At 38.6% G+C, this 22,050-nt stretch carries 13 protein-coding genes and 1 tRNA gene; 9 read left to right on the top strand and 5 right to left on the bottom strand.

Translation table 11 applies throughout. The features are described from left to right. Positions 1 to 5 precede the first annotated feature (5 nt). Positions 6 to 1,280 (bottom strand): sugar isomerase, encoded by a 1,275-nt coding sequence (locus tag ABD000_RS12710; RefSeq protein ID WP_343768218.1) that lies wholly within the window; start codon positions 1,278 to 1,280, stop codon positions 6 to 8. 5 nt (positions 1,281 to 1,285) lie between these two features. Further along, positions 1,286 to 3,391 (bottom strand): bifunctional aldolase/short-chain dehydrogenase, encoded by a 2,106-nt coding sequence (locus ABD000_RS12705; protein ID WP_343768216.1) that lies wholly within the window; start codon positions 3,389 to 3,391, stop codon positions 1,286 to 1,288. Between the two features lie 214 nt (positions 3,392 to 3,605). Here ABD000_RS12705 and ABD000_RS12700 point away from each other — a divergent pair, with 214 nt between their 5' ends. From ABD000_RS12700 to ABD000_RS12675, 6 genes are all read left to right on the top strand, one after another. After that, positions 3,606 to 4,652 carry a GntR family transcriptional regulator gene (locus ABD000_RS12700; RefSeq protein WP_343768214.1) on the top strand — a complete coding sequence of 349 codons (1,047 nt, stop codon included), beginning with the start codon at positions 3,606 to 3,608 and terminating at the stop codon, positions 4,650 to 4,652. A gap of 432 nt (positions 4,653 to 5,084) precedes the next feature. Next, entirely contained in the window at positions 5,085 to 8,315 is a 3,231-nt protein-coding gene (locus ABD000_RS12695; RefSeq protein ID WP_343768212.1) for a SusC/RagA family TonB-linked outer membrane protein, read from the top strand. 10 nt (positions 8,316 to 8,325) lie between these two features. Then, positions 8,326 to 9,789 carry a RagB/SusD family nutrient uptake outer membrane protein gene (locus ABD000_RS12690; RefSeq protein WP_343768210.1) on the top strand — a complete coding sequence of 488 codons (1,464 nt, stop codon included), beginning with the start codon at positions 8,326 to 8,328 and terminating at the stop codon, positions 9,787 to 9,789. Between the two features lie 184 nt (positions 9,790 to 9,973). Then, a complete protein-coding gene (locus tag ABD000_RS12685; RefSeq protein WP_343768208.1) occupies positions 9,974 to 11,296 on the top strand; it encodes a sulfatase family protein in 1,323 nt (440 codons plus the stop codon). Then, positions 11,262 to 14,468, top strand: coding sequence for a glycoside hydrolase family 2 TIM barrel-domain containing protein (locus tag ABD000_RS12680; protein ID WP_343768205.1), 3,207 nt, complete (start codon positions 11,262 to 11,264; stop codon positions 14,466 to 14,468). Before ABD000_RS12685 ends, ABD000_RS12680 begins: the two co-directional genes overlap by 35 nt. A 2-nt stretch (positions 14,469 to 14,470) precedes the next feature. Beyond that, positions 14,471 to 16,789, top strand: coding sequence for an alpha-L-rhamnosidase-related protein (locus tag ABD000_RS12675; protein WP_343768203.1), 2,319 nt, complete (start codon positions 14,471 to 14,473; stop codon positions 16,787 to 16,789). A gap of 5 nt (positions 16,790 to 16,794) precedes the next feature. On the opposite strand, the gene ABD000_RS12670 is transcribed toward ABD000_RS12675, so the two are convergent. After that, entirely contained in the window at positions 16,795 to 18,240 is a 1,446-nt protein-coding gene (locus ABD000_RS12670; RefSeq protein ID WP_343768200.1) for a family 43 glycosylhydrolase, read from the bottom strand. Positions 18,241 to 18,378: 138 nt separating this feature from the next. Between ABD000_RS12670 and ABD000_RS12665 the strand changes: the two genes are divergently transcribed. Both ABD000_RS12665 and ABD000_RS12660 read left to right on the top strand, forming a co-directional pair. Next, positions 18,379 to 19,806, top strand: a complete 1,428-nt coding sequence (locus ABD000_RS12665; protein WP_343768198.1) for a sulfatase — start codon at positions 18,379 to 18,381, stop codon at positions 19,804 to 19,806. 11 nt (positions 19,807 to 19,817) lie between these two features. Further along, positions 19,818 to 20,636, top strand: coding sequence for an alpha/beta hydrolase (locus ABD000_RS12660; RefSeq protein WP_343768195.1), 819 nt, complete (start codon positions 19,818 to 19,820; stop codon positions 20,634 to 20,636). A gap of 264 nt (positions 20,637 to 20,900) precedes the next feature. Here the strand turns inward: ABD000_RS12660 and ABD000_RS12655 are convergent. Next, a tRNA-Arg gene (locus ABD000_RS12655) sits at positions 20,901 to 20,974 on the bottom strand. Positions 20,975 to 21,032: 58 nt separating this feature from the next. Between ABD000_RS12655 and ABD000_RS12650 the strand changes: the two genes are divergently transcribed. Beyond that, positions 21,033 to 21,548, top strand: a complete 516-nt coding sequence (locus ABD000_RS12650; protein WP_343768192.1) for an adenine phosphoribosyltransferase — start codon at positions 21,033 to 21,035, stop codon at positions 21,546 to 21,548. Here ABD000_RS12650 and ABD000_RS12645 read toward each other — a convergent pair. Next, positions 21,545 to 21,652 (bottom strand): SsrA-binding protein, encoded by a 108-nt coding sequence (locus tag ABD000_RS12645; RefSeq protein ID WP_343768190.1) that lies wholly within the window; start codon positions 21,650 to 21,652, stop codon positions 21,545 to 21,547. The two genes, ABD000_RS12650 and ABD000_RS12645, sit on opposite strands and share 4 nt — an antisense overlap. Between the last annotated feature and the right edge of the window lie 398 nt (positions 21,653 to 22,050).

The raw sequence follows: 22,050 nt of genomic DNA, 5'->3' as shown, positions 1-22,050 counted from the left end.
TCATCTTAAAGTCCGGTAGCAGCGGTTTTTAGACCACGTTCTTTGATTAACTGTTTTCTTACGTTAAGCGATCTATATGCTTCTAAGGGATGCAGCGCAGCACTTACATTTAACCGGGCTTGTTGAACGATGGGACGTACATCAGTAAGGTAGGCGTCTTTTAGGATTTCCTGGCAACGACTCACATCATTACTTTGTTGTGCTTCACTAAGTTTTTTTTGATCAATCAGCATTGCCTTAGCATAAGCAATCATGGCAGCATCCAGGCTTTGTAACAAATCTTCAAGCGGATCTTTTATATTATGACTTGCGTCAATCATCCACGACGGAGTTGGATTATTGGTGTTGTGTTTCATTCCATACACCAACTCATTAAAAATCAAGAAGAGGGCGTAGGGTTTTATCGCTCCAACGGTAAGATCATCATCGCCATATTTGCTATCATTAAAATGAAATCCTCCTAATTTACCGTGTAACATCAAGGTTGCAACGATTTGTTCAATATTGGTATTAGGTAAATGATGTCCCAAATCTACTAAGGTAAAGGCTCTTTCACCGCAAGCATTTGCCAGAAGGAGTGAAGTTCCCCAGTCCTGGATCACGGTGCTGTAAAAATTAGGTTCATAAGGTTTATATTCGATAAATAACTTCCAATCTTCTGGCATATAATTGTATATATCCACAATGCTTTCACGCGTATGGCTAAAAGCTTTTTGAAAATTATGTTGGCCGGGAAACGAAGATCCGTCAGCTAACCAAATGGTAAGGCTTTTTGAGCCTAATTTAGTGCCTATATCAATCACTTCTTTATTGTGGGCAATAGCTTGGTTACGGATATCCCGGTGTATGTGGCTCAAGGAACCAAACTTGTAACTATGTTGGGCATCTGGCTGATCTTGGAAGGTGTTTGAATTGACTGCATCAAACTCAATGTTATGAGAGCTTGCTATTTCTTTGATAGCCTTATAGTCTTCAGGGATATCCCATGGAATATGCAAGGATACGGCTCCTGCGCTACCTGTAAGCGAATGCAATACCCCAATATCATTCAGTTTTTGTGCTAATGTTGCAGGCTCACCACCAAATCGAAAACGACCAAAGCGAGTTCCACCGGCACCAAGTGCCCAACTGGGGATAGCAATTTGAAATTCTGCCAATGTGCTTATGATATCCTCTACATCAATATGTTTAATTGTTGACGCCAGGTGATCAAAGGCTTCGTTATGCTGTTGCCAAGACGTTTTATTGATAGTCGATATTTGATCCTGTTCTATTTTCATAGTCGTTATCGTACAAATGCATTAGGCATTCCTCCATCTACATTAATTGTGTTACCAGTGGATTTATCCAGAATAGCTACAAGAGCAAAAACTGCATTGGCAATGTCTTGCGGAAGAATTATTTCATGAAGTAAATTGCGTTTCGCATAGTGTGCTGGCAAATCTTCAACATTGATGTCGTGTGCTTTGGCCCTGCCTTCTGCCCAGTCTCCTTCCCATATTTTGCTACCTACGATGACTCCATCGGGATTTACCGTATTAACCCTGATTTTAAGTGAGCCTAATTCTGCAGCTAATAATCGGGTCATGTGCTGTTGTGCAGCTTTTGCGGTACCGTACCCCACATTATTTGGACCAGAAACTAATCCATTCTTGCTGGCAATGTGAATGAGATCACCTCCTAAATCCTGTTTCTTTAGGATATCTACGCTGTGTTTTGCCAGTAGGAATTGTCCCTTGACCAATACATTTTGAAGTAAATCCCATTCTTGGATAGAGGTAGTTTCCAGGGATTTAGAAATGGCCAAGCCAGCAGAATGCACAACAATGTCAACACCTCCATAATTCAGGCAAGCTTTTTTAAACGCTTCAGCAATAGAAGATGAATCTGTTACATCGCAGGAGATTGCGGTCGCCTGATCTAAAGAGTAATCTTTAATGGCATCATCCAGATTCTTTTGATCGAGATCTGTGATGATAGCATTGGCTCCTTCAGCAATTAACTTATCGGCAATAGCCTTTCCTATTCCTCCTCCGCCTCCGGTGATAAATGCAATTTTCCGCGAAAGCGATTGCTCTTTTGGCATTCGCTGTAATTTTGCCTCTTCAAGCAGCCAGTACTCAATATCAAAGGCTTCTTGGCGGGGTAAGGCGGTGTAGGATGAGATTGCTTCGGCACCACGCATTACATTGATGGCATTTACATAAAATTCAGCGGCAACCCGTGCAGTTTGCTTATTCTTGGCAAAAGTAAACATACCTACTCCCGGATAGAGGATGACAATGGGATTAGGGTCACGCATTGCCGGACTATAATCATGCTTATGTTTTTTGTAATATAAAACGTAATCTGTTCTGTATTGCTCAAATTGAGGAGTAAGCTGATCCATCACCAGTGTAGCATCGCTAAGATCTGTGTTTTTATCAAGATCCAGGACTAAAGGTTTGATTTTAGTCCGTAAAAAATGATCAGGACAGGAAGTTCCCATAGGCGCAAGACGGTTTAAATCCTTACTATTGATAAACGTAAGCACACGCTCCTGATCTGTAAAATGACCTATCATTCGTTGTTCACTACTGCATAAGCCCCTTAGGTAAGGAGATAATGAACTAGCTTGAGCTAGGCGCTCTTCCTTTGGTAATGCCTCTATTTTTTTACCTCCAAAAACGGATTGATTTTTTTCTATGTCTTTTTCAATATAAGCTGAAGCTTCTTCAATCACTTTCAAGCTATTCATGTAACATTCATACGAGGTATCTCCCCAGGTAAATAAACCGTGACTTTCAAGTATGATTCCTTTAATATGAGGATTTTTTGCATAGCATTGTTCCAGTTGGATTCCAAGATCAAATCCAGGACGTTGCCAGGGAATCCAGCCAATTGAATCTCCCCAGATCTCCTGAGCAATTTTTTTTCCATCTTTAGCGGCTGCTATAGCGATTAAGGCATCGGGGTGTAGATGGTCAATATGTTTAAAAGGCAGTAAACCATGTAAAGGTGTGTCTATAGAAGGTGCTTTGCTATCTAAATCGTAGAGGCAGTGATATAGTAGAGCGACCATTTCATCTTCATGTTCTAACCCACGGTAGACCTTCTTTAAGTCATGGAGTTTTTCGGTATAAAGACCGGCAATGCCATTTTTGGTAAGGGTTCCTATATCTCCACCAGATCCTTTAACCCACATGACTTCAACTTCTTCATGAGTTAGCGGGTCTTTTTCTAAGGTTTTGCAGCTTGTGTTTCCCCCACCATAATTGGTGATACGTAAATCTGAGCCCAGCAGGTTAGAGCGATATAAAAAAATTCCTACTTCGTCATGTTCAAAGGTTTTTGCCTTTTCGTGATCCCATAGATAATCGACGTATTTAAAATGTTGAGTTTTTGACGGCATAATGTCACATTAAAGTTGGCTAGCTTGAGAAATATTCTGAGACCAATGTAAGCACATCGCTGACAACGACTATCCTGTGCTATGCTGTTAAATTAACTTTTAATCTGATAATCTATTAAAAATTATGAGTAAACATTATAAATTTAGCGATATTGAGCGCTTAAATTAATAATTCAACAGAACAAAGAGCATTGTTCCTCATACTAAATAGGTTATGGAAGTAATGATAAATATAAAAATTGATCACAATTCACGAAAACCTAAATACAAGCAGATCGTAGATTCCATTATCGATGATATTGCCGCCGGAAATTTAGAAATAGGTCAAAAAATTCCCTCTATTAATATTATTAGTGCAGAGCTTTATTTATCGCGTGATACAGTTGAAAAAGCCTATAATAAACTTAAGGAGAAAAAAATTATCGAGTCGGTTAAAGGAAAGGGTTTTTATATTGTAAAGACAGATCTTGAACGAAAGCGGTCTGTATTCTTTTTGATCAATAAACTAAGTTCCTATAAAATGGCAATTTACAATGCTTTTGTAGATCAAATAGACAACGATACAACTATCGATCTTCAAATTTATTACTGTGACCAGGAGTTGTTCGTTAAACAAATAGAACAGGCATTAGGAAAGTACGACCACTATGTAATCATGCCGCATTTTAAAGATGCGTATCAAACCTATACCAGATTAGAAGACCGGGCACTAGAGGTAATGAAAAAAATACCTCATGAAAAACTCCTTTTATTGGACAATTTTGTACAACAATTCCCTGAAAAGGTCAGTCAGGTATATCAAAATTTTGAAGATGATATTTTTAACGCACTTCAAGATGCCGCGCATAAGCTCAAGAAATATAAAAAACTCATCTTGGTCTATCCCAGTAAGTCTATTTACCCTTATCCTAAAAACATCTTTATTGGGTTTAGAAAGTTTTGCGTGATTCATTCATTTGATTTTGAAGTATTAGATGTCATCTATGATGATATGGAACTTCAGCAAGGAGATGTATATATTACCATTACAGAAACTGATTTAGTTCATCTTGTGAAACAAATCAGAGAGACAGATCTAGTGAAAGGAAAAGATATTGGTATCATATCATATAATGAAACTCCCTTAAAAGATCTACTGGGAATTGCCACTATTAGCACAGATTTTAAACAAATGGGGCAGACTGCGGCAGAACTTATCCAGCTTAGTAAAAAGGAACAGTACGCAAATAGCTTTAATTTTATAGATCGAGAATCCATTTGATAGGAGTAGTATTCTCGTCCTGATATAATGAACAGTTGGTATATTCTTTTTAACTAGCGGGATAAAGTCAATTTATCTCCACAGGAAAAGTTCTTTTTTTTACTCAAGCACCTTAATTCATAACGTATTTCGTTCAAGCATTGGATTTTATTGTATCAAAGGCGAGGGTGTATGTGTTTATTCTTACAACATCCCTGTGAGCTTTTAGGTATTTATCAATAAACACCTTGAAATACTAAAAACATTGAATTAAATACGTGGTTAAATTATCAAATAAGTGATTTTTTATCATTTTTTACAGCATAGTACAGGATAGATAACTCTTAACCTTATCTTAATATTGGGTCAAATTCGTGTTGACGGAATATAGAATTACAACGATTTCGTAGCACCCTCACGAAGTATTAATTCAAACTAACTAATCTGTAGAGGATGAAAAAAAAGTTACATTACTCGATCCCCAAATGGAGAAGGCTTCTGATGATATGCGGATTACTCTTTTTAATTCCGTTAGGGACTTTTGCACAAACTAAAGAGATAACCGGTACGGTTACCGGGTCTGATGGGATCCCTATCCCCGGCGTAAACATGTTTTTAAAGGGAACTTCACGCGGGACGTCCACCAATTTTGATGGAGAATATTCCATTACTGTTCCTCAAGAAGGAGCCACGCTAGTATTCTCGTACGTGGGATTTAAAAAACAAGAAGTAGCCGTAGGAGAGCAAAATGTCATAAATGTTTCGCTTGAAGAACAAACCAATGCCTTAGATGAGGTAGTGGTGATTGGATACGGGCAGGAGGAGCGAGAAGATTTGATAGGTGCCGTATCTACTGTACAAGGAGAAAGTATTGAACGGCAACAGGTTGCCTCCTTTGAACAGGCATTAATAGGTCAAGTATCTGGCGTTCAATTTAGAGAAAACGGTGGGCCGGATGGTGGACCAGAGTTAATTATTAGAGGATTATCAACGTTTGGGAATAATACGCCATTGTACGTAGTTGATGGATTTATTATTGGAACAAATGTGGGCGAGCAGCGTGATAACTACATTTTAAATGCGATTAACCCTGCTGATATAGAGTCCATAAGTATACTTAAGGACGCTGCTTCTAAGGCGATTTATGGATCTAGAGCTGCGGCTGGTGTCGTTATAATAACAACTAAGAAAGGTGCGTTTAACCAAAAACCCACAATTACGTTTGGATCTAACTTAGGGATTCAATCCGTACCCGATTATGAAGCACCTCCTACATTGAATGCTCAAGAGCTTTATGAATATCAGCTTGACTTTTACGATGATATTGATTTCTATCCAAATATAAATCTAGGACCAGCGCAGCAGAATCAGCGGGCTTTTTTATTAGGTCTGGAGGACATAGGGCCAAATACTAATTGGTGGGAATTAATTACTCGAGATGCCTTAGTAGAAAATTATAATATTGGAGTACAAGGGGGAACTAATCAAAGTAGGTATAATATATCTTTGGCTACTCAGGAAAGAGAAGGTGTTTTAAAAAATACTGATTTTACCAGATACTCATTTAATTTTAACTTTAATACTCAAATATCCAAAAAATTACAGTTAGGCCTAAATATCGCTCCCACAAGAACAATAGGTACTGGTACAGGAACAAATTCAAACTCTGGTGATTTCAGAATTTACAGTGTTCCTGCTTTAGCCTATTGGACGGATCCAACGGCTGAAAATAGAGATGAAGATGGAGAATTAATTCCTGTCGCTCAAGGTAATCTAATTTGGCGCACTAGAAATGCAAATCCATTAGCAAAACTTGAGTTAAGAGAGGCGGAGCGTAGAAATGACTTATATAGGATTAGTGGTTTTCTAGATTATGAGATTTTAGATGGATTAAAATTTAGAACTTTCCCACAAGTTCAAATTATTGATCGTAGAATTACATTATTTACACCCTCTAGATTGCCAGGGGATAATCTATTTGTAAATCCTTTAGGTACACAACGTGCTTCTGCTAGTGTGGATGAATCAAATTTTGTTAATGCCATTTGGGAAAATACATTAACATATAATAAGCGTTTAGGTAGTGACAAGAAGCATAGTGTCAATGCACTAGCAGGTTATATACTAGAACATAGGGAGTCTAGAACTGCCAGAGCAGCTTCTAATTTTTTAGTAGATGAAGAAATTCAGCTTCCCAGTGCATCAAACTCTGTAGAACCTCAAAACTTTACCGGTGGATCTGGTGGAGAGGCAAACGCATTAATTACATACATGGGACGCTTAAATTACGATTTTGACCAACGGTATTATTTAACAGCTACCGTAAGAGTTGATGGTTCATCCAAGTTTGGTCTTAATAATCAATACGCTCTTTTTCCCTCAGCAGGTGTGGCATGGAGAGTAAGTAATGAGTCCTTTTTTAAGTCTATAAAGGAAACTTTTTCGGAGCTCAAATTGGAAGCTGGCTATGGAGTCAGCGGTAATAACAATATTGGAAACTATGTGTATCAGGGATCTGTTGGTGTAAATCAAGATTATAATTTTGGCGGCGTTAATGCTCCTGGAGCAACGGTAAGTGGTCTTCCTAATTTTGATACAGTATGGGAAGAAAGTAACGAAACCAATTTTGGAATAGATTTAGGTTTTTTTAATAATAGAATTTTTCTAGGTGCTGATTATTATCGCATTAATACAACTGATTTTCTTTTTCCTAGAGAATTACCAATCGTAAGTGGATTTGGATCGGTCATTGACAATCTTGGTGAAATTAGGAATGAAGGCTTTGAAATCGAATTTAAAGCCGAAATTATCCAAAAACAGGATTTTAATTGGTACGTAGGATTTAATTTCTTTACCAATGAGAATGAGGTCATTGATGTGCCGCAAGAATTAGGATTTTTCTTTCCTGCAGGAAGTGGTATGTCTGGTATAAATATCACAGAAGTTAGAGAAGGTCAAGCATTAGGGATATTTAGAGGTCTTGAAGTAACCGGCTTATTTACGCAAGAAGATTTAGATAATCCGGATCAACCTAAATATCCTGGCGATGATCAGGAAGTTGGCTCTCTAAAATTTAAAGATCAACTTACTATTGATACCGATGGTGATGGTATTCCTGATCAAGCTGATGGTGTATTGAATAAGCAAGACGTTGCTATTATAGGAGATCCTAATCCGGATTTTGTTTTCGGTTTTAATACACGTATTAATTATAAGAATCTGGACTTTAGTATTACTGCAGATGGTGCGATTGGTCAACAAATACTTCCCGGGCAAAATCAATATTTATGGAATCAGGATGACGGACAATTCAATATAGATCGCGCTATTTTGGATCGTTTTAGACCGGGAGACGATCCTACTACTAAAGTTTTTCCTGGAACGGGAAGTATTCAAAGTCGCAGATTCTTTAGAACTCCAAATACACTGTGGATTCAAGATGCAGACTATTTTTGGATAAGAAATATAACGTTAGGATATCGATTACAAGATAAAGTATTTGAAAAATTATTCAATTCTGCGCGTATTTACGTAAGTGCTCAAAATCCGTTTTTATTTACAGAATATGAGTATGGCGCGCCCACTGTAAATAGAGCCGCTGACGTGTCAGCCGTGCGTAATGTCGATAATGGAGCTTATCCATTGTCAAGAACGATCACCGTAGGTTTTGATGTAACTTTTTAATATAAACATGATGAAAAAATATATTATATTAACACTTTTATCTTTTATCGCATTTTCATGTGAAGATTTTTTAGATGAGGAACCCATTGGTTTTAGAACTCCCACAAGCTTTTACCAAACTGAAGACGAAATTGATAGAGCATTAGCCGGAGTTTACAAGCGACATAGAGACTTATATGGCGCTGGCGCAGGAACAATGTTGCGCTTTGGTGAGTCTAGATCAGACAATACGAATATAGAGATAACCGGAGATGGCGGTGGAATAGCAGAGGATGAGTTAAACGAATTCACTATGATTTCTACCAATGGAAATATTGGAACATTTTGGACTATAAGTTATAATGCTATTGCAAGAGTTAATTTCTTGTTAGCTAATATTGATAACGTAGATTATGTTGTAGAAGAAAGAAGAGACGCAAGACTGGGAGAGGCACTATTTCTTCGATCCGCTTTATATTTTAATTTAGTAAGAATTTACGGAGATGTACCATGCATTGTTAATCCAGGGCTAACCCCTGATCAAATATTATCTGATGAGTTCTTAGAGCGAGATCCTGAAAGTGAGATTTACTCAAGTATCCTCGAAGAAGCACAAGAAGCAATTGACTTTCTTCCTGTAACAACTGATGCTCCCGGTAGAGCTACAAGGGGTGCAGCCTTAATGTTAAAAGCAAAAATCCACATGACTTTACAGCAGTACACTGAAGCCCGATCTTTATTAGAAGAAATAACAACCTTAGGCTATTCACTTTTACCTAATTATTCAGATGTTTTTTTTACTAAAAATCATGCTGAGGGGATTTTTGAGCTTCAGTTTTCACCTGCCTTAGATCAAGGCGCAAACTATTTTTCTAATTTTGTCCCATTTTCTAGTGGTCAGGATATTTTAGGATCTAATTCAAATCCTAATAGTCGAGGAAATCAGTATCAACCTACGCAAAGTATTATCGATTTATACTCTGACGATGATGACCGTAAAGCTCACAATATTTCCAATTATATAGATGCTAATGGTATTGAATACCAATGGGTAAGCAAGTTTGCATTTCCGTTTGATCAGGTTCAATTTAATCAACAGAATATCAACTGGCAGATGTATCGTTATGCTGATGCCTTGCTTATGCTGGCAGAATGTTATGAGCAAGTTGGCGGAGGAGATCCGGTAGCCATTTTAGAGCAAATAAGGGAAAGAGCTGGCTTGGATGATCCTTCACTTGGTGCAGATGAATTAGCAGATCTGGAGCAAACCATTGCCGACGAGAGACGTAGGGAATTAGCTTTTGAAGCGCATCGCTATTTTGATTTGTTGAGGACAGGAAAATTAGTTGAAGTAATGTCTTCGCACGGTCAAGATCAGATCGCCCAAGGACAAACAGTTACCGCTAATGCTTATCAGGATATTAGAACAGTAATAGGAATTCCTTTTGCAGAGGTTGTTGAATTTGGAATGGAGCAAACTCCAGGATGGGAATAGTAAAATATTAAATTAGCCAAAGTCAAGGTGTTACTGGTTGTAAAAAAGCAGTAGCACCTTATTCATTAATGATATGATAAAGATTGTTAATTTTCTTTTTTTTGGATTGATGCTGATTTCAGCTTCGTGTAAAACATCCGTTGAGAAAAAAATCTCTGAGAAGAACAACTCAACTCAAACTACTATGCCAAACATCATCTTCCTGTTGGCAGATGATCAAAGGTGGGATGCATTATCTATTGCAGGAAATAAACATATAGAAACACCTTTCTTAGATAAATTAGCGAATCAGGGGACATACTTTACTAATGCTTATGTAACGACTTCAATCTGTGCCGTGAGTAGGGCTAGTATACTTACAGGTCAATATGCCAGAAAACACGGGATTTGGGGTTTCGATAAAAATATTGAAGGCGATCAGTTAACAAATACATATCCTCTACAACTAAAAAAACATGGCTATACGATTGGATTTATAGGGAAATACGGCGTAGGGTACGAATTGCCGTCAAAGCAGTTTGATTATTGGAAAGGATTTGGAGGACAAGGTTCGTTCAAGTCTAAAGACGATTTAGATCAACCAATCCATCTTACAAAAAGAATAGAAGGTCAAATCCTTGAATTTATCGATTTACAAAAAGATGCTCAAAAGCCCTTTTCTCTTTCGGTTAGTTTCAAAGCACCTCATGTAGAGGGAGATCCCGGCTATTTCTTACCAGATCAGCATTATGATTCCCTTTACAGTGATAATGAAGTGGCCACTCCGCCTACGTCTTCGTCAAAATACTTTGATCATTTCCCAAAAGAATTTACGCAAAATAATGTCGCCCGTAATCGATGGGAAACGCGTTTCGCCACAGATAGTATGCAGCAGGCGAACATTAAAAAATATTATCGATTAGTTCACGGTATTGATCAAACCGTTGGAGCACTTCTAAAGAAACTAAAAGAAACCGGATTAGATAAAAATACGATCATTATTTACAGTAGCGATAATGGATTTTATCTGGGAGAGTACGGATTTGCTGGTAAATGGTATGGAAGTGACCCGTCGATAAGGGTTCCATTAATTATCTATGATCCCAAAAATACTGAACGTACTCCTAAGCAAATCAATCAAAAAGCATTAAATATTGATATCGCCCCAACTATATTAGCAATGGCTGGGACACCAATTCCATCGAGGATGCAAGGAAAAGATCTTACCCGGTTGATAGCGGATACCACAATATCCTGGAGGGATAGATTTTTTTATGAGCATATATGGCAATCTTCAGAACGATATTATATACCCAGTACTGAAGGTGTGGTGGTTTCAGACAAAAAATACATGCGCTATTTTAAAGATAAAGATACAGCGAACATCATTTTTGAAGAATTGTATGATTTAAAACATGATCCCGAAGAAAAGAATAATCTTATCGGGAAAGAGGAGTTTTCAGCCTTAGAACAAGAACTTAAAAATACCTACCGTGAGGTCAGAGCATTCGCAGCATCAAAAGAGTAGAGGTCTACGTTACAACTTGTTAATCGTGGCGATCGTATCAGGATGCTTTTTAGGGTATGTCCAGAGGTTTCAGGCCCAAACCATCCCCCATTACCAAAATCCAGACGTGGTTAATGTCAACAAACTCCCGGCGAGAGCAACTTCTATTTCTTATCCTTCGTATCAATTAGCTTTAAAGGCAAACAGAGATGCATCGCCCAGAAAAATGTCCCTTAATGGTATGTGGAAGTTTAGCTTTGCAGAAGCTCCTGCCAAATCTCCTAAAGATTTTCAGCGTATCAATTATGCTGATGAATCCTGGGATGAAATTACCGTTCCATCTAATTGGGAATTACAAGGCTATGGTAAACCCTATCACCGTCTTACCCATCAGATCTGGGAGAAGCAGGGCATAGGTCCGCCCCAAATACCCACTGATTATAATCCCACAGGGAGTTATCGAAAACGAGTTAGGCTTCCCGCAGATTGGAACGGTATGCAAATTACCTTGCATGTAGGTGCAGCATCGTCAGCTTTATACGTTTGGGTTAATGGTCAAGAAGTAGGATACAGTGAGGATAATCGTTTACCGGCAGAGTTTGATATTACTCCTTTTCTTTCTGCAGGAGAAAACCTTATTGCGCTGCGAGTCATGCAATGGAGCGATGGGAGTTATATTGAAGACCAGGATCATTGGCGCATGAGCGGGATCACTCGTGAGGTGTATCTTGAAGCCGCGCCAAAGGTTCAGTTATATGATTTTGCCGTTAGAACAGATCTGGATGAGAATTATCAGGATGCGATGCTTCAGATAAGACCGAACATTAAAAATTATGATACCATTACTACTGATCAATGGAAAGTTTCGGCTCAGTTATACGATGCTTCCAATAATCCTGTTTTTTCGGAAGAAGAGGAACTTGCGGTCCAACAAATAACTTCAGAATATTATCCTCAGATTGGAAACCGACCTTTTTATAATTTGATGAATATACCTGTCAAAAACCCAAAAAAATGGTCAGCAGAGTTTCCTTATTTATACACCCTGGTGCTTTCGCTTACAGATGAGGATGAGAATCTAGTAGAAGCCCGAAGTACTAAAGTAGGTTTTAGAGAAATTGATATTGGTGATGGGCAATTTAAAGTAAACGGAGTACCGGTGCTACTTTATGGGGTAAATCGGCACGATTGGGACGCTGTAACGGGTAAAGCCGAAAATAAAAAAGCCATGGAACGGGATGCGCAACGTATGAAACAGCTTAACGTTAATGCATCACGATCCAGTCATTACCCTAATCCACCCTACTGGTACGAACTCTGTGATCAATACGGTATTTACGTGATGGACGAAGCGAATCTGGAAAGCCATGGTAAGGGATCCTTGTTTAGTAATCTTCCGCAGTGGCATACTACCTTTATGGAACGTGGCATTCGTATGGTAGAGCGAGATAAAAACTATCCCAGTATCGTGAGTTGGTCTTTGGGAAATGAATCCGGATTTGGTCCTAACCATGCAGCACTTTCCGCCTGGATCAAAGAATATGATCCTACGCGACCCATTCATTATGAGGGAGCACAACATATCTATGGCTATAACTGGCCTGATCCTGAACCTAAAGATAGAATGTATACCGATTTTATCAGCCGTATGTACCGGCCGGTAGAAAAAATGATTGCGTTAGCCGTTAAAAATGATGATAATAGACCCATCATTTGGTGTGAGTATGCTCATTCTCAGGGTAATTCAACGGGAGATTTACAAGGGTATTGGGATGCGATTTATACCTACCCAAGATTGGTAGGTGGTTTTGTATGGGATTGGCGCGATCAACTAGTAAAAAAAGAATCTACTGATCATAAACCGCTTTGGAAACATGGGCCTGATTTTAATCAGGATCAAGATGATCTAAACCCTGTGCAAAAGGGATTAATTTCTGCCGAAGGCAAAGTAAAATCGGGAGGATGGCAAGCAAAATATGTTTGGCAGCGAGTAAAAATTACAGCCGATTCTATTGGTAAAGGAAAGTTTACTGTATTTAATCGCCATGCGCGAACAAATTTAAATTACTATGATCTTAGGTGGGAAATCTTAGAAGAAGGTAAAGTTATTTCGAGTAAACAAATTGTGGCTCCAGATGTTCCTGCGGGAGAGAAAGCGCAGCTAAAGTTAGATTTACCTAACATCGACATTAAAGAAGGCAAGCGTTACCATGTCACAATACACGTTGTGTTAAAAAAGGATACACCCTGGGCTAAATCAGGTTTTGCTGTTGCGACAGAGCAGTTTTTGTATCAATACATTCCAAGATCCATAGATGCAGATACGAATAGCGCCTCGTATACAATCGATGAAACTGAAGCAATCCTCAAAGTGTCTACCGGAGAAACTACCTTGGTTTTTGATAAGAAACTGGGTTACCTATCCAATTATATTCATCAGGGCGATACGATCCTGGTAAGCGCTCTAAAGCCAAACTTTTGGCGGGCAGCAACAGATAATGATTTAGCTTCGGGGATGGAGGAGCGTTTGGGTGTTTGGAAAGTAGCTTCAGAAAAGCAACATCTCCTTGAGTTCGCTTCCGCGGAAGCAAAAGATCACGTAATCATCCAAATAGTACATCGACTTCCTGAGGATGTAGGTTTAATCCATACGAAGTATTCGATTTACCCTAACGGAAAAATTTGCATTAATTTTCAACTTAAGCCTTCAGCTAATCAAGCTAATTTACCGCGTGTAGGTTTACAGACCTCACTTAACAAAAAATACGATGACATGACTTGGTTTGGGCGCGGTCCATTAGAAAGCTACGCCGATAAGAAGTCGGGAGCATTTTTTGGGCAATACGAAGCTTCTGTAAAAGACGATTTTACGTATTATGTACGTCCACAAGAAAGCGGTAATATTTCTGAAGCATTTTGGGCATCATTCAAGGATAGTACAGGAAAGGGAATTAAAATCGAAAGCGTGAATACACCTCTGAGCATGAGTGCCTGGCCGTATACACAACAGCAGATTGATAAGGCAAATCGAATAGAAGATCTAACCCTGTCAGAACATATTACGCTAAATATAGATCATCTACAAATGGGGGTAGGTGGAGATAATACGTGGAGTTTAAGTGCCAGACCTCATGAGCCTTACAGAATAAAGGCGAAGTCCTACAACTATTCTTTTACACTAACACCACTATAATAATGAATAGTAGAAAAGCATATCACTTATTTATAATTCTCTGCGGCTTGTTGGTGATTTCTTGCAGATCAACATCTAAGCAAACTGATTCTGCACCTGTTCAAGAAATAGATGCTCATTTAAAACCGGCGTGGATCACTTCTCAAGATTCGCTCCCTAAGGAGAATGCCTGGTTGATCTTTAGAAAAAAAGTTAACATTGAACGTCAAGATGACGTGAGCATAAAAATTGCCGTAGATTCTAAATACTGGTTGTATATCAATGGAGAAATGGTGGTTTTTGAGGGCGGACTTAAACGCGGCCCTTCTCCTGATGCTTATTATTACGATGAAATAGATATTTCAAACTATCTAAAGAGAGGAGAAAATACCCTGGGGATTTTAATGTGGTATTTCGGTAAAGATGGGATGTCGCATCAATCCAGCGGATATCCTGCTTTGATGTCCGAAGTTTCTAACCAAAGCAAAAAACTGGTCGTTTCAGATGCTTCATGGAAGGTGATGCAACATCCTGCGTATCTTTCAAAAAGCGAACCGCCTTATCCCAATTGGCGTTTACCGGAGTCTAACGTAGTTTTTGATGCCAGAAGAGACATCAAGGACTGGTATACCCCTGATTATAGTACCAGCCAATGGTTAAATGCAAACATACTGCCAGATGTCAATGCTGACTGGTCAAACATGAGAAGTCGCCCCATTCCTCAATGGAAAGATTTTGGGTTAAAAGCATATCAGGATTCAGTTATGTTTCCATTTGAAAGTGATGGCGATACATTAATTGTTGATTTACCCTACAATGCGCAAATTACTCCCTACCTCAAGGTTCAGGCGAATGAAGGTCAAAAGATTAGCATTCTTACAGATCATTATAAAGGCGGTAGTGCGTATAATGTAAGAGCAGAGTATATTACCAAACAAGGAGTTCAGGAATACGAATCTATGGGCTGGATGAACGGTGAAAAGGTTTTCTATGTAATCCCGAAAGGTATAACCGTTTTAGATCTTAAGTATAGAGAAACAGGATATGATACCGAATTTTCAGGTAGTTTCTCTTGCGACGATGCATTTTACAATAAATTGTGGAAAAAGGCCAGAAGAACCCTTTACGTCACTATGCGTGATACCTATATGGACTGTCCTGATCGTGAAAGAGCGCAATGGTGGGGAGATGTAGTATTAGAAAGTGGTGAAGCATTTTATGCTTTAGATCGAAAAGCTGATGCCTTGATGAAAAAGGGAATGTACGAACTGATGAACTGGCAACGTAAGGATAGTACGATTTTTTCTCCTATTCCCGCAGGTAATTGGGACAAAGAACTCCCGGGTCAAATGCTGGCCAGTATAGGATACTACGGCTTCTGGAATTACTATTGGCAAACGGGAGATCTGCAACCCCTTAAAGAATTATACCAGCCGGTAAAGGAGTACCTATCGGTTTACACATTGAATGCTTCGGGTACGCTTGATATACGTCAAGGCGGATGGTTTTGGGGAGATTGGGGAGAGCATAAAGAAATGGAACTCCTCCAAAATACACAGTATTACCTCGCCTTAAAGGGATTGTTACTCCTGGCTGAAGAACTGGGTTACAAAAAAGATGCCGATCAATTAAGTGCGAATATGTCATCGTTTAAAAAAGCATTTAATAAGCACTACTGGAAAACAGACCATTACCGATCTGGGGATTATACGGGCAAAATTGATGATCGTTCTCAAGGTCTTGCGGTTGTTTCAGGATTGGCAGCTGAGGATAAATATGATGCTATTTCTAAAGTGCTTCAGGTAGAAAAGCACGCCAGTCCCTATATGGAAAAATATATCCTGGAAGCTCTTTTTCAAATGGGAGAACCAGAGCTTGCCTTACAACGTATGAAAGAACGTTTTGGTGTAATGGTGAATCATCCTACCATTACCACCCTTTGGGAAGGTTGGGGAATAGGAGCAGAGGGTTACGGCGGCGGAACTACGAACCACGCATGGAGTGGGGGCGGACTTACTTTGCTATCACAGTACGTCGCTGGGATAGCTCCAACTTCGCCCGGGTATCAAACGTTTGATGTCAAACCCCAACCAGGATTTTTAAAATACATAAAAGCCGTTGTTCCTAGTATTAAAGGTAATATCCATTTCGAATTATCCAAGGGGGAAGATTATAAGCTTATTATTGAAGTGCCAAAGGATTCTGAGGCTAGTATTTATATTCCGAAACAATTTACCAGCATAAGTATTAACAATGGAAAGGTCGATTATAGCACTACTGATACACACAATATAGTTATTGTAAAGTCAGGGAAATACATCATAGAAGGTAAGGGCAATTAAATAAATTACTTCTTTAACTCAACGCTCCATTCATCGGTCCATTCAAGAGATTGAATTGATCCATCCGGATTAAAATTTAAAGGTGTGCTCCAGTACTGATAATCATGTCCTTTAATATTATCACTTGCAGATCCCCATAAATCACCAATCCAGATAAATTGCTCCCCTTTTGTGGTAGGTAATGCCATAATATAGGACTGTTGAGCCGGGATAATAGGTTTTTGGGGAATATTATCTAAGGTGATGTATGCGGTCAAAACCGAATTTGAAATTTGATCTGTTTTCCTACTTAGGACAATTTCGTTAAGAAAGATATCTTTCATCGTATATTCTAGAGGTGTAATTCTGATTTTAGTGGTAGAAATTTCAGAAAAAGAAAATATTATCTCCTGTTGTAGCGCAGTGCGCTCCATATTTTGTTCAACATCTTCTATTGTTATCCATTCTTTTCCATTATGGTAAGAAAGTTCAACTACTGGTGAAGTGATATCTGGATGCACATATGGGATTGAGGTATCTCCACAGTTGTCAGGCTTGTTTCCGGTAAACTTATAAAGCGTTAATTGATCCAGGGAGATAGGGCTAGTGGTATGAACTTGTATGTTTTGAAAGGTATTTTCTTTTTGAGATTTTGTTAATGTTGCGTACTGTGTTCCTCGTTTTACTCCATCTATAAGCACTGGAGTAAAAATACCCGGATATCGATTTATGTTGCCGGTAAGCGAGAATCCTTTCATAGGATCTGTTGATCTATAAACTCTGGCCCCGGAACCTTCATCACAAAAACAGCAGGTGTAATCTGTGAGTAAATAATAGTTATTTTTACGTTTGAACATGGCACCAGCTTCCATATATTTTGCGATGATTCCGCCATTTTCAAGCGTAGAACTTACATAGTCATCACTCAATTTTTCTATTGAAACTTGATGATCTTGAATCGTATTATAACTGATGTAGCCTGTACCATCATTATCCACAAAAAGACCAAAATCACCAACTCCTACCGCCGAATTAGCCATCTTAACATCTTTATTTACTATTTTGAAAGGACCAGTAGGGTTTTTACTCACGGCTACACCAAATTTTCCATCCCAAAGCGTAGGATACCAATTATACCACAGTACATAGTGCTTTGTTTTCTCATTGTAAATAACATGAGGTCGATAGTATACACCTGTGGGTTGTTCCTTCAACAAGGACCCTTCATGCTTCCAACTCATTAAGTCTTTTGAGCTATAACACTGGTATTGATTAGCTTTTGTGAATCCATTACTGTCACCATAAGCGGTGCCGTACCAATAAAAAGTATCTTCAAACAGAATAATTCTACCGTCATGAGCGTCTACGATTTCTCCATTAAGATCCTTTCTTGGTAGCGTATTGTTAATAGTGATTTGTTGGGCAAAGCTGGTGAGGTAAATAAAGAATAAAAGCAACAGGCCAGTTTTCATATAAGTCATTTGGTAGTAGAAATATGAGAATAATTTATGAGCTGTGTATCCTGCTCCATGCTGTATTCAAACATACAGGAAAGTACATGATGAGAACATAGCGAAAAAGAAATAGATTTAAACCTTAACTTTAATCCAATGAAATTCAATTTTAGCTTTCTTCTATTTTTATGCCTACTACTTGCATGTGACGATGTTAGAGAGAAAAAAGAAGTACATCATTCAAAACCAAATATTATCATGATCGTTGCAGACGATTTAGGTTGGTTTGATCTGGCTTCTTATGGAAATGATTTTATCGAAACACCACACCTGGATCAACTGGCTTCCCAAGGCATTAGATTCACTAATGCTTACGCAGCTGCCCCATTATGCAGTCCATCCAGAGCTAGTTTAATTACAGGGTTGCATCCGGTTTCAGTCAATATTACAGAGCATATTCACGGCAATCAACCTGCTGGACCAAATCAAAAATTGATCACACCACCTATCGCTCAACAGCTAGACACGACTTATATGACCATTGCCGAAATGTTGAAAAAAAAGAACTATCACACTGCGTTCATAGGGAAATGGCATTTGGGAGGTGGAAAATACAAACCAGAGTACCAAGGGTTCGATGTAAATATTGCCGGGGCGTGGAATGGATTACCTAATAGCTTTTTTTATCCCTTTTTCCCAATAGGGCAAAAGCCCGAATTACAAGATACGTCGAAAGAGGGTGACTACCTTACCGATGTATTGACCGATCACGCTATATCCTATATCAAACAAAAAAAGGATAGCTCATTTTTTTTGAGCTTAAATTATTACTCCCCACATGTTCCTATTGAAGCAAAAGATAGTTTAGTGAAAAAATATGCTGCAAAGAGAGGTGATACAACAGTGAACAAAATGCCTGATGTACACTATGCGGCCATGGTAGAAAGCATAGATTTTAATGTAGGAAGAATTTTAGCACGACTGGATGAATTGGGTTTATCAAAAAATACTATTGTTCTGTTCACTTCAGACAATGGCGGACTTTCAGTTCAAGAAGTTCCTGCGTTTGCCAAGCATACCCCTCCCACGGATAATGGAATGTTGCGTGCCGGTAAAGGTTATCTTTATGAAGGGGGTATACGGGAACCGCTTATAGTTCGTTGGCCCAAACAGATAGTTTCAGGTCAGGTCAATAACACACCGGTGATTGCACAGGATTTTCTCAATACCATTAGTGATATTACCTCTAGCGCGTATAAAACGACTGATGGGGTAAGTCTTCTCCCATTGTTTGGAGGAGATACGATCAACACTCGCGGACTCCTATGGCACTTGCCGCATTATAGTCCGCAGCATGGTAAACCTTCTTCAGCTTATCGTGAAAAAAACTATAAGATTATTCATTTTTATGAAGATGATCACTACGAATTATATGACCTTGAGCAGGACGTTTCAGAATCTACAGATCTTTCCTTACAACAGCCTGACGTTTTAGATCGCTTAACGCGGAAAATGAACGACGAACTTGAGCGGTTAGATGCTAAATTACCATCGCCTAATCCTGCATATACAGGTAAAAGATAAAACAAGTTAACGTGAACCATTTTAAACAGATTATAGTCTTATTTATCTACAGTATTGGAGCAGGTGTTTTTGCACAATCTGAAAAACATGTACTACAATCAAATATTTTCTACTACCCTGAAGAGGTATCCCAGGCAGATTCCTATAAAAAAGAAAGATGTCGATTAGACGTATACTATCCAACAAAAGTAGATTCGTTTGCAACATTGATTTGGTTTCATGGAGGGGGATTGACACAGGGAAATAAATTCATTCCAGATCAACTAAAAAATCAAGAAATTGCCATAGTTTCAGTCAATTATAGATTACACCCTATGGTCAAGAATCCCACCTATACAAAAGATGCAGCTGCAGCTACAGCCTGGGTAATGAAAAATATTAAGCGATATGGTGGAGATCCAAATAGGGTATTCATTTCTGGACATTCGGCAGGGGGATATTTAGCGGCGATGGTCTCCATGGATAAAGCTTTGTTAGAGGTACACCAAATAGATGCTAATGATTTAGCAGGAGTGATCCCGCTCAGCGGGCATGCCATAACCCATTTTACGATTCGAAAAGAACAAGAAATAGTGGGAACTCAACCTGTTATTGATCAATTTGCGCCCTTACATCACGTAAGAAAAGATGCTCCTCCTATTCTTCTAATCACTGGCGATCGGAACTTGGAACTATTAGGACGATATGAAGAAAATGCGTATTTCTATCGTATGCTCAAAGAAAATAAACATCCAGATGTACGACTCTTAGAATTACAGGGCTATAATCATCAAATGACTCAACCGGCTTTTCCGTTGATGCTTAAATTTATAAAGGAGAAGAGTTTTTAGTGATCTACTCAAACTTAAGCATGAACAGTCTGGTGCGGCTGGAGTATCCCGCAAGGTCAGTTTCAGTACTACCTTCGGTGATCCTGACAGAGCTCCGCTTTGAGAAACATTTGAAAAAAAGTTAAGGCATAATAAGAAGTATAGAAGGTAATCATCAAAGTAGTGCAGGATTGCTGCGCATCCTTAAAGCTCCGCTTTGAAAATATCTCAAACAAAAAACGCTCAAGCAAGCTTGGCGTTTTTCCTTATTGAAATATTCATTCGTGACCTCGGCAGGATTCAAACCTGCAACCTCCACAGCCGTAATGTGGTGCACTATTCAGTTATGCTACGAGGCCTTTTAAAGGGCAGCAAATATAATTCTTTTTATCTTGTCGGCAAAAATAAGCTGCTAAAATGATAGACTTAGATCAATATATTAGAGATGTTCCTAATTTTCCCTCTCAGGGCATTATGTTTAAAGATATTACTCCGCTATTAGCTGATCCAAATGCTTCGGCAAGTTGTGTTTCTATGTTAGCAAAATCGCTTCGGGAAAAACGAATTGACAAGGTCATTGGCATTGAGGCACGTGGTTTTTTCTTTGGTAGTCGACTGGCAGCCGAATTGAACGTAGGATTTATTCCGATAAGGAAAAAAGGAAAACTTCCGCATAAGACACTAAGTCAATCTTATGGATTGGAGTATGGTGAGGATCAGATTGAGATCCATGCAGATTCAATTCAACCAGGTGATAGCGTAGTGCTACATGATGATGTATTGGCTACCGGTGGAACAATGGAAGCTGCCATTAAAATAGTAGAGAAATTAGGGGGAGAAGTTGTGCAGTGCAATTTCTTACTGGAATTATCTTTTTTAAACGGCCGAGATCGAATAGAAAAATTTTCTATCCATTCCTTGAAACAGTATTAGTCTAATGCATTTTTGGTAACCCAATAACGATAGGCAATCAAGGCAAGTTGTGCTTTAGTCGCATTAGCTAGATCCAGCTCTTTTTTAGTATAGCTGGGAAGCATCTTTCGATTTAAACCAGCTAAAAGTGTGAAAATCTTTTTTTTTTCATATGATGTAATGTTAGAATCATACTGCGCGCGCTTACAGTATTTTCCAGTTCTTATTAAAGAACAAAAATAACATCCAATAAAATATTTAGTAGTGTAATCATACATATAAACGTTAAAAGTTAATTATTTAGTCAGTGGCACAACGAATAAGTCATGCCATAAAGGTCAATCTGATCATTAAAAAATCAGTTCAAGAAGTTGTTGGATGAGTGAAATCATGGTAATAAATTAAGCAAGGTGAATTAAAAGGCTTAGTGTATAACTCACAAAAAAGGAACTCACCGTAAGGAGGTATACGCCTAATATTCGATTTCTTTTGGATACTTGTTTTGTTGTAGTTTTCATAATAA

This window comes from Gangjinia marincola, assembly GCF_039523415.1.
Classification (GTDB): domain Bacteria; phylum Bacteroidota; class Bacteroidia; order Flavobacteriales; family Flavobacteriaceae; genus Gangjinia; species Gangjinia marincola.
Note: the sequence above shows the minus strand (reverse complement) of the source record. Positions and strands in the feature narration are given on the sequence as shown.

What these genes read in the sequence shown, in the direction of transcription:
- ABD000_RS12690 (WP_343768210.1), top strand. Translation starts at nt 8,326, where the DNA reads ATGAAAAAATATATTATATTAACACTTTTATCTTTTATCGCATTTTCA.
- ABD000_RS12665 (WP_343768198.1), top strand. Translation starts at nt 18,379, where the DNA reads ATGAAATTCAATTTTAGCTTTCTTCTATTTTTATGCCTACTACTTGCA.
- ABD000_RS12710 (WP_343768218.1), bottom strand. Translation starts at nt 1,280, where the DNA reads ATGAAAATAGAACAGGATCAAATATCGACTATCAATAAAACGTCTTGG.
- ABD000_RS12705 (WP_343768216.1), bottom strand. Translation starts at nt 3,391, where the DNA reads ATGCCGTCAAAAACTCAACATTTTAAATACGTCGATTATCTATGGGAT.
- ABD000_RS12700 (WP_343768214.1), top strand. Translation starts at nt 3,606, where the DNA reads ATGGAAGTAATGATAAATATAAAAATTGATCACAATTCACGAAAACCT.
- ABD000_RS12670 (WP_343768200.1), bottom strand. Translation starts at nt 18,240, where the DNA reads ATGAAAACTGGCCTGTTGCTTTTATTCTTTATTTACCTCACCAGCTTT.
- ABD000_RS12675 (WP_343768203.1), top strand. Translation starts at nt 14,471, where the DNA reads ATGAATAGTAGAAAAGCATATCACTTATTTATAATTCTCTGCGGCTTG.
- ABD000_RS12695 (WP_343768212.1), top strand. Translation starts at nt 5,085, where the DNA reads ATGAAAAAAAAGTTACATTACTCGATCCCCAAATGGAGAAGGCTTCTG.
- ABD000_RS12650 (WP_343768192.1), top strand. Translation starts at nt 21,033, where the DNA reads ATGATAGACTTAGATCAATATATTAGAGATGTTCCTAATTTTCCCTCT.
- ABD000_RS12685 (WP_343768208.1), top strand. Translation starts at nt 9,974, where the DNA reads ATGCCAAACATCATCTTCCTGTTGGCAGATGATCAAAGGTGGGATGCA.
- ABD000_RS12645 (WP_343768190.1), bottom strand. Translation starts at nt 21,652, where the DNA reads ATGCTTCCCAGCTATACTAAAAAAGAGCTGGATCTAGCTAATGCGACT.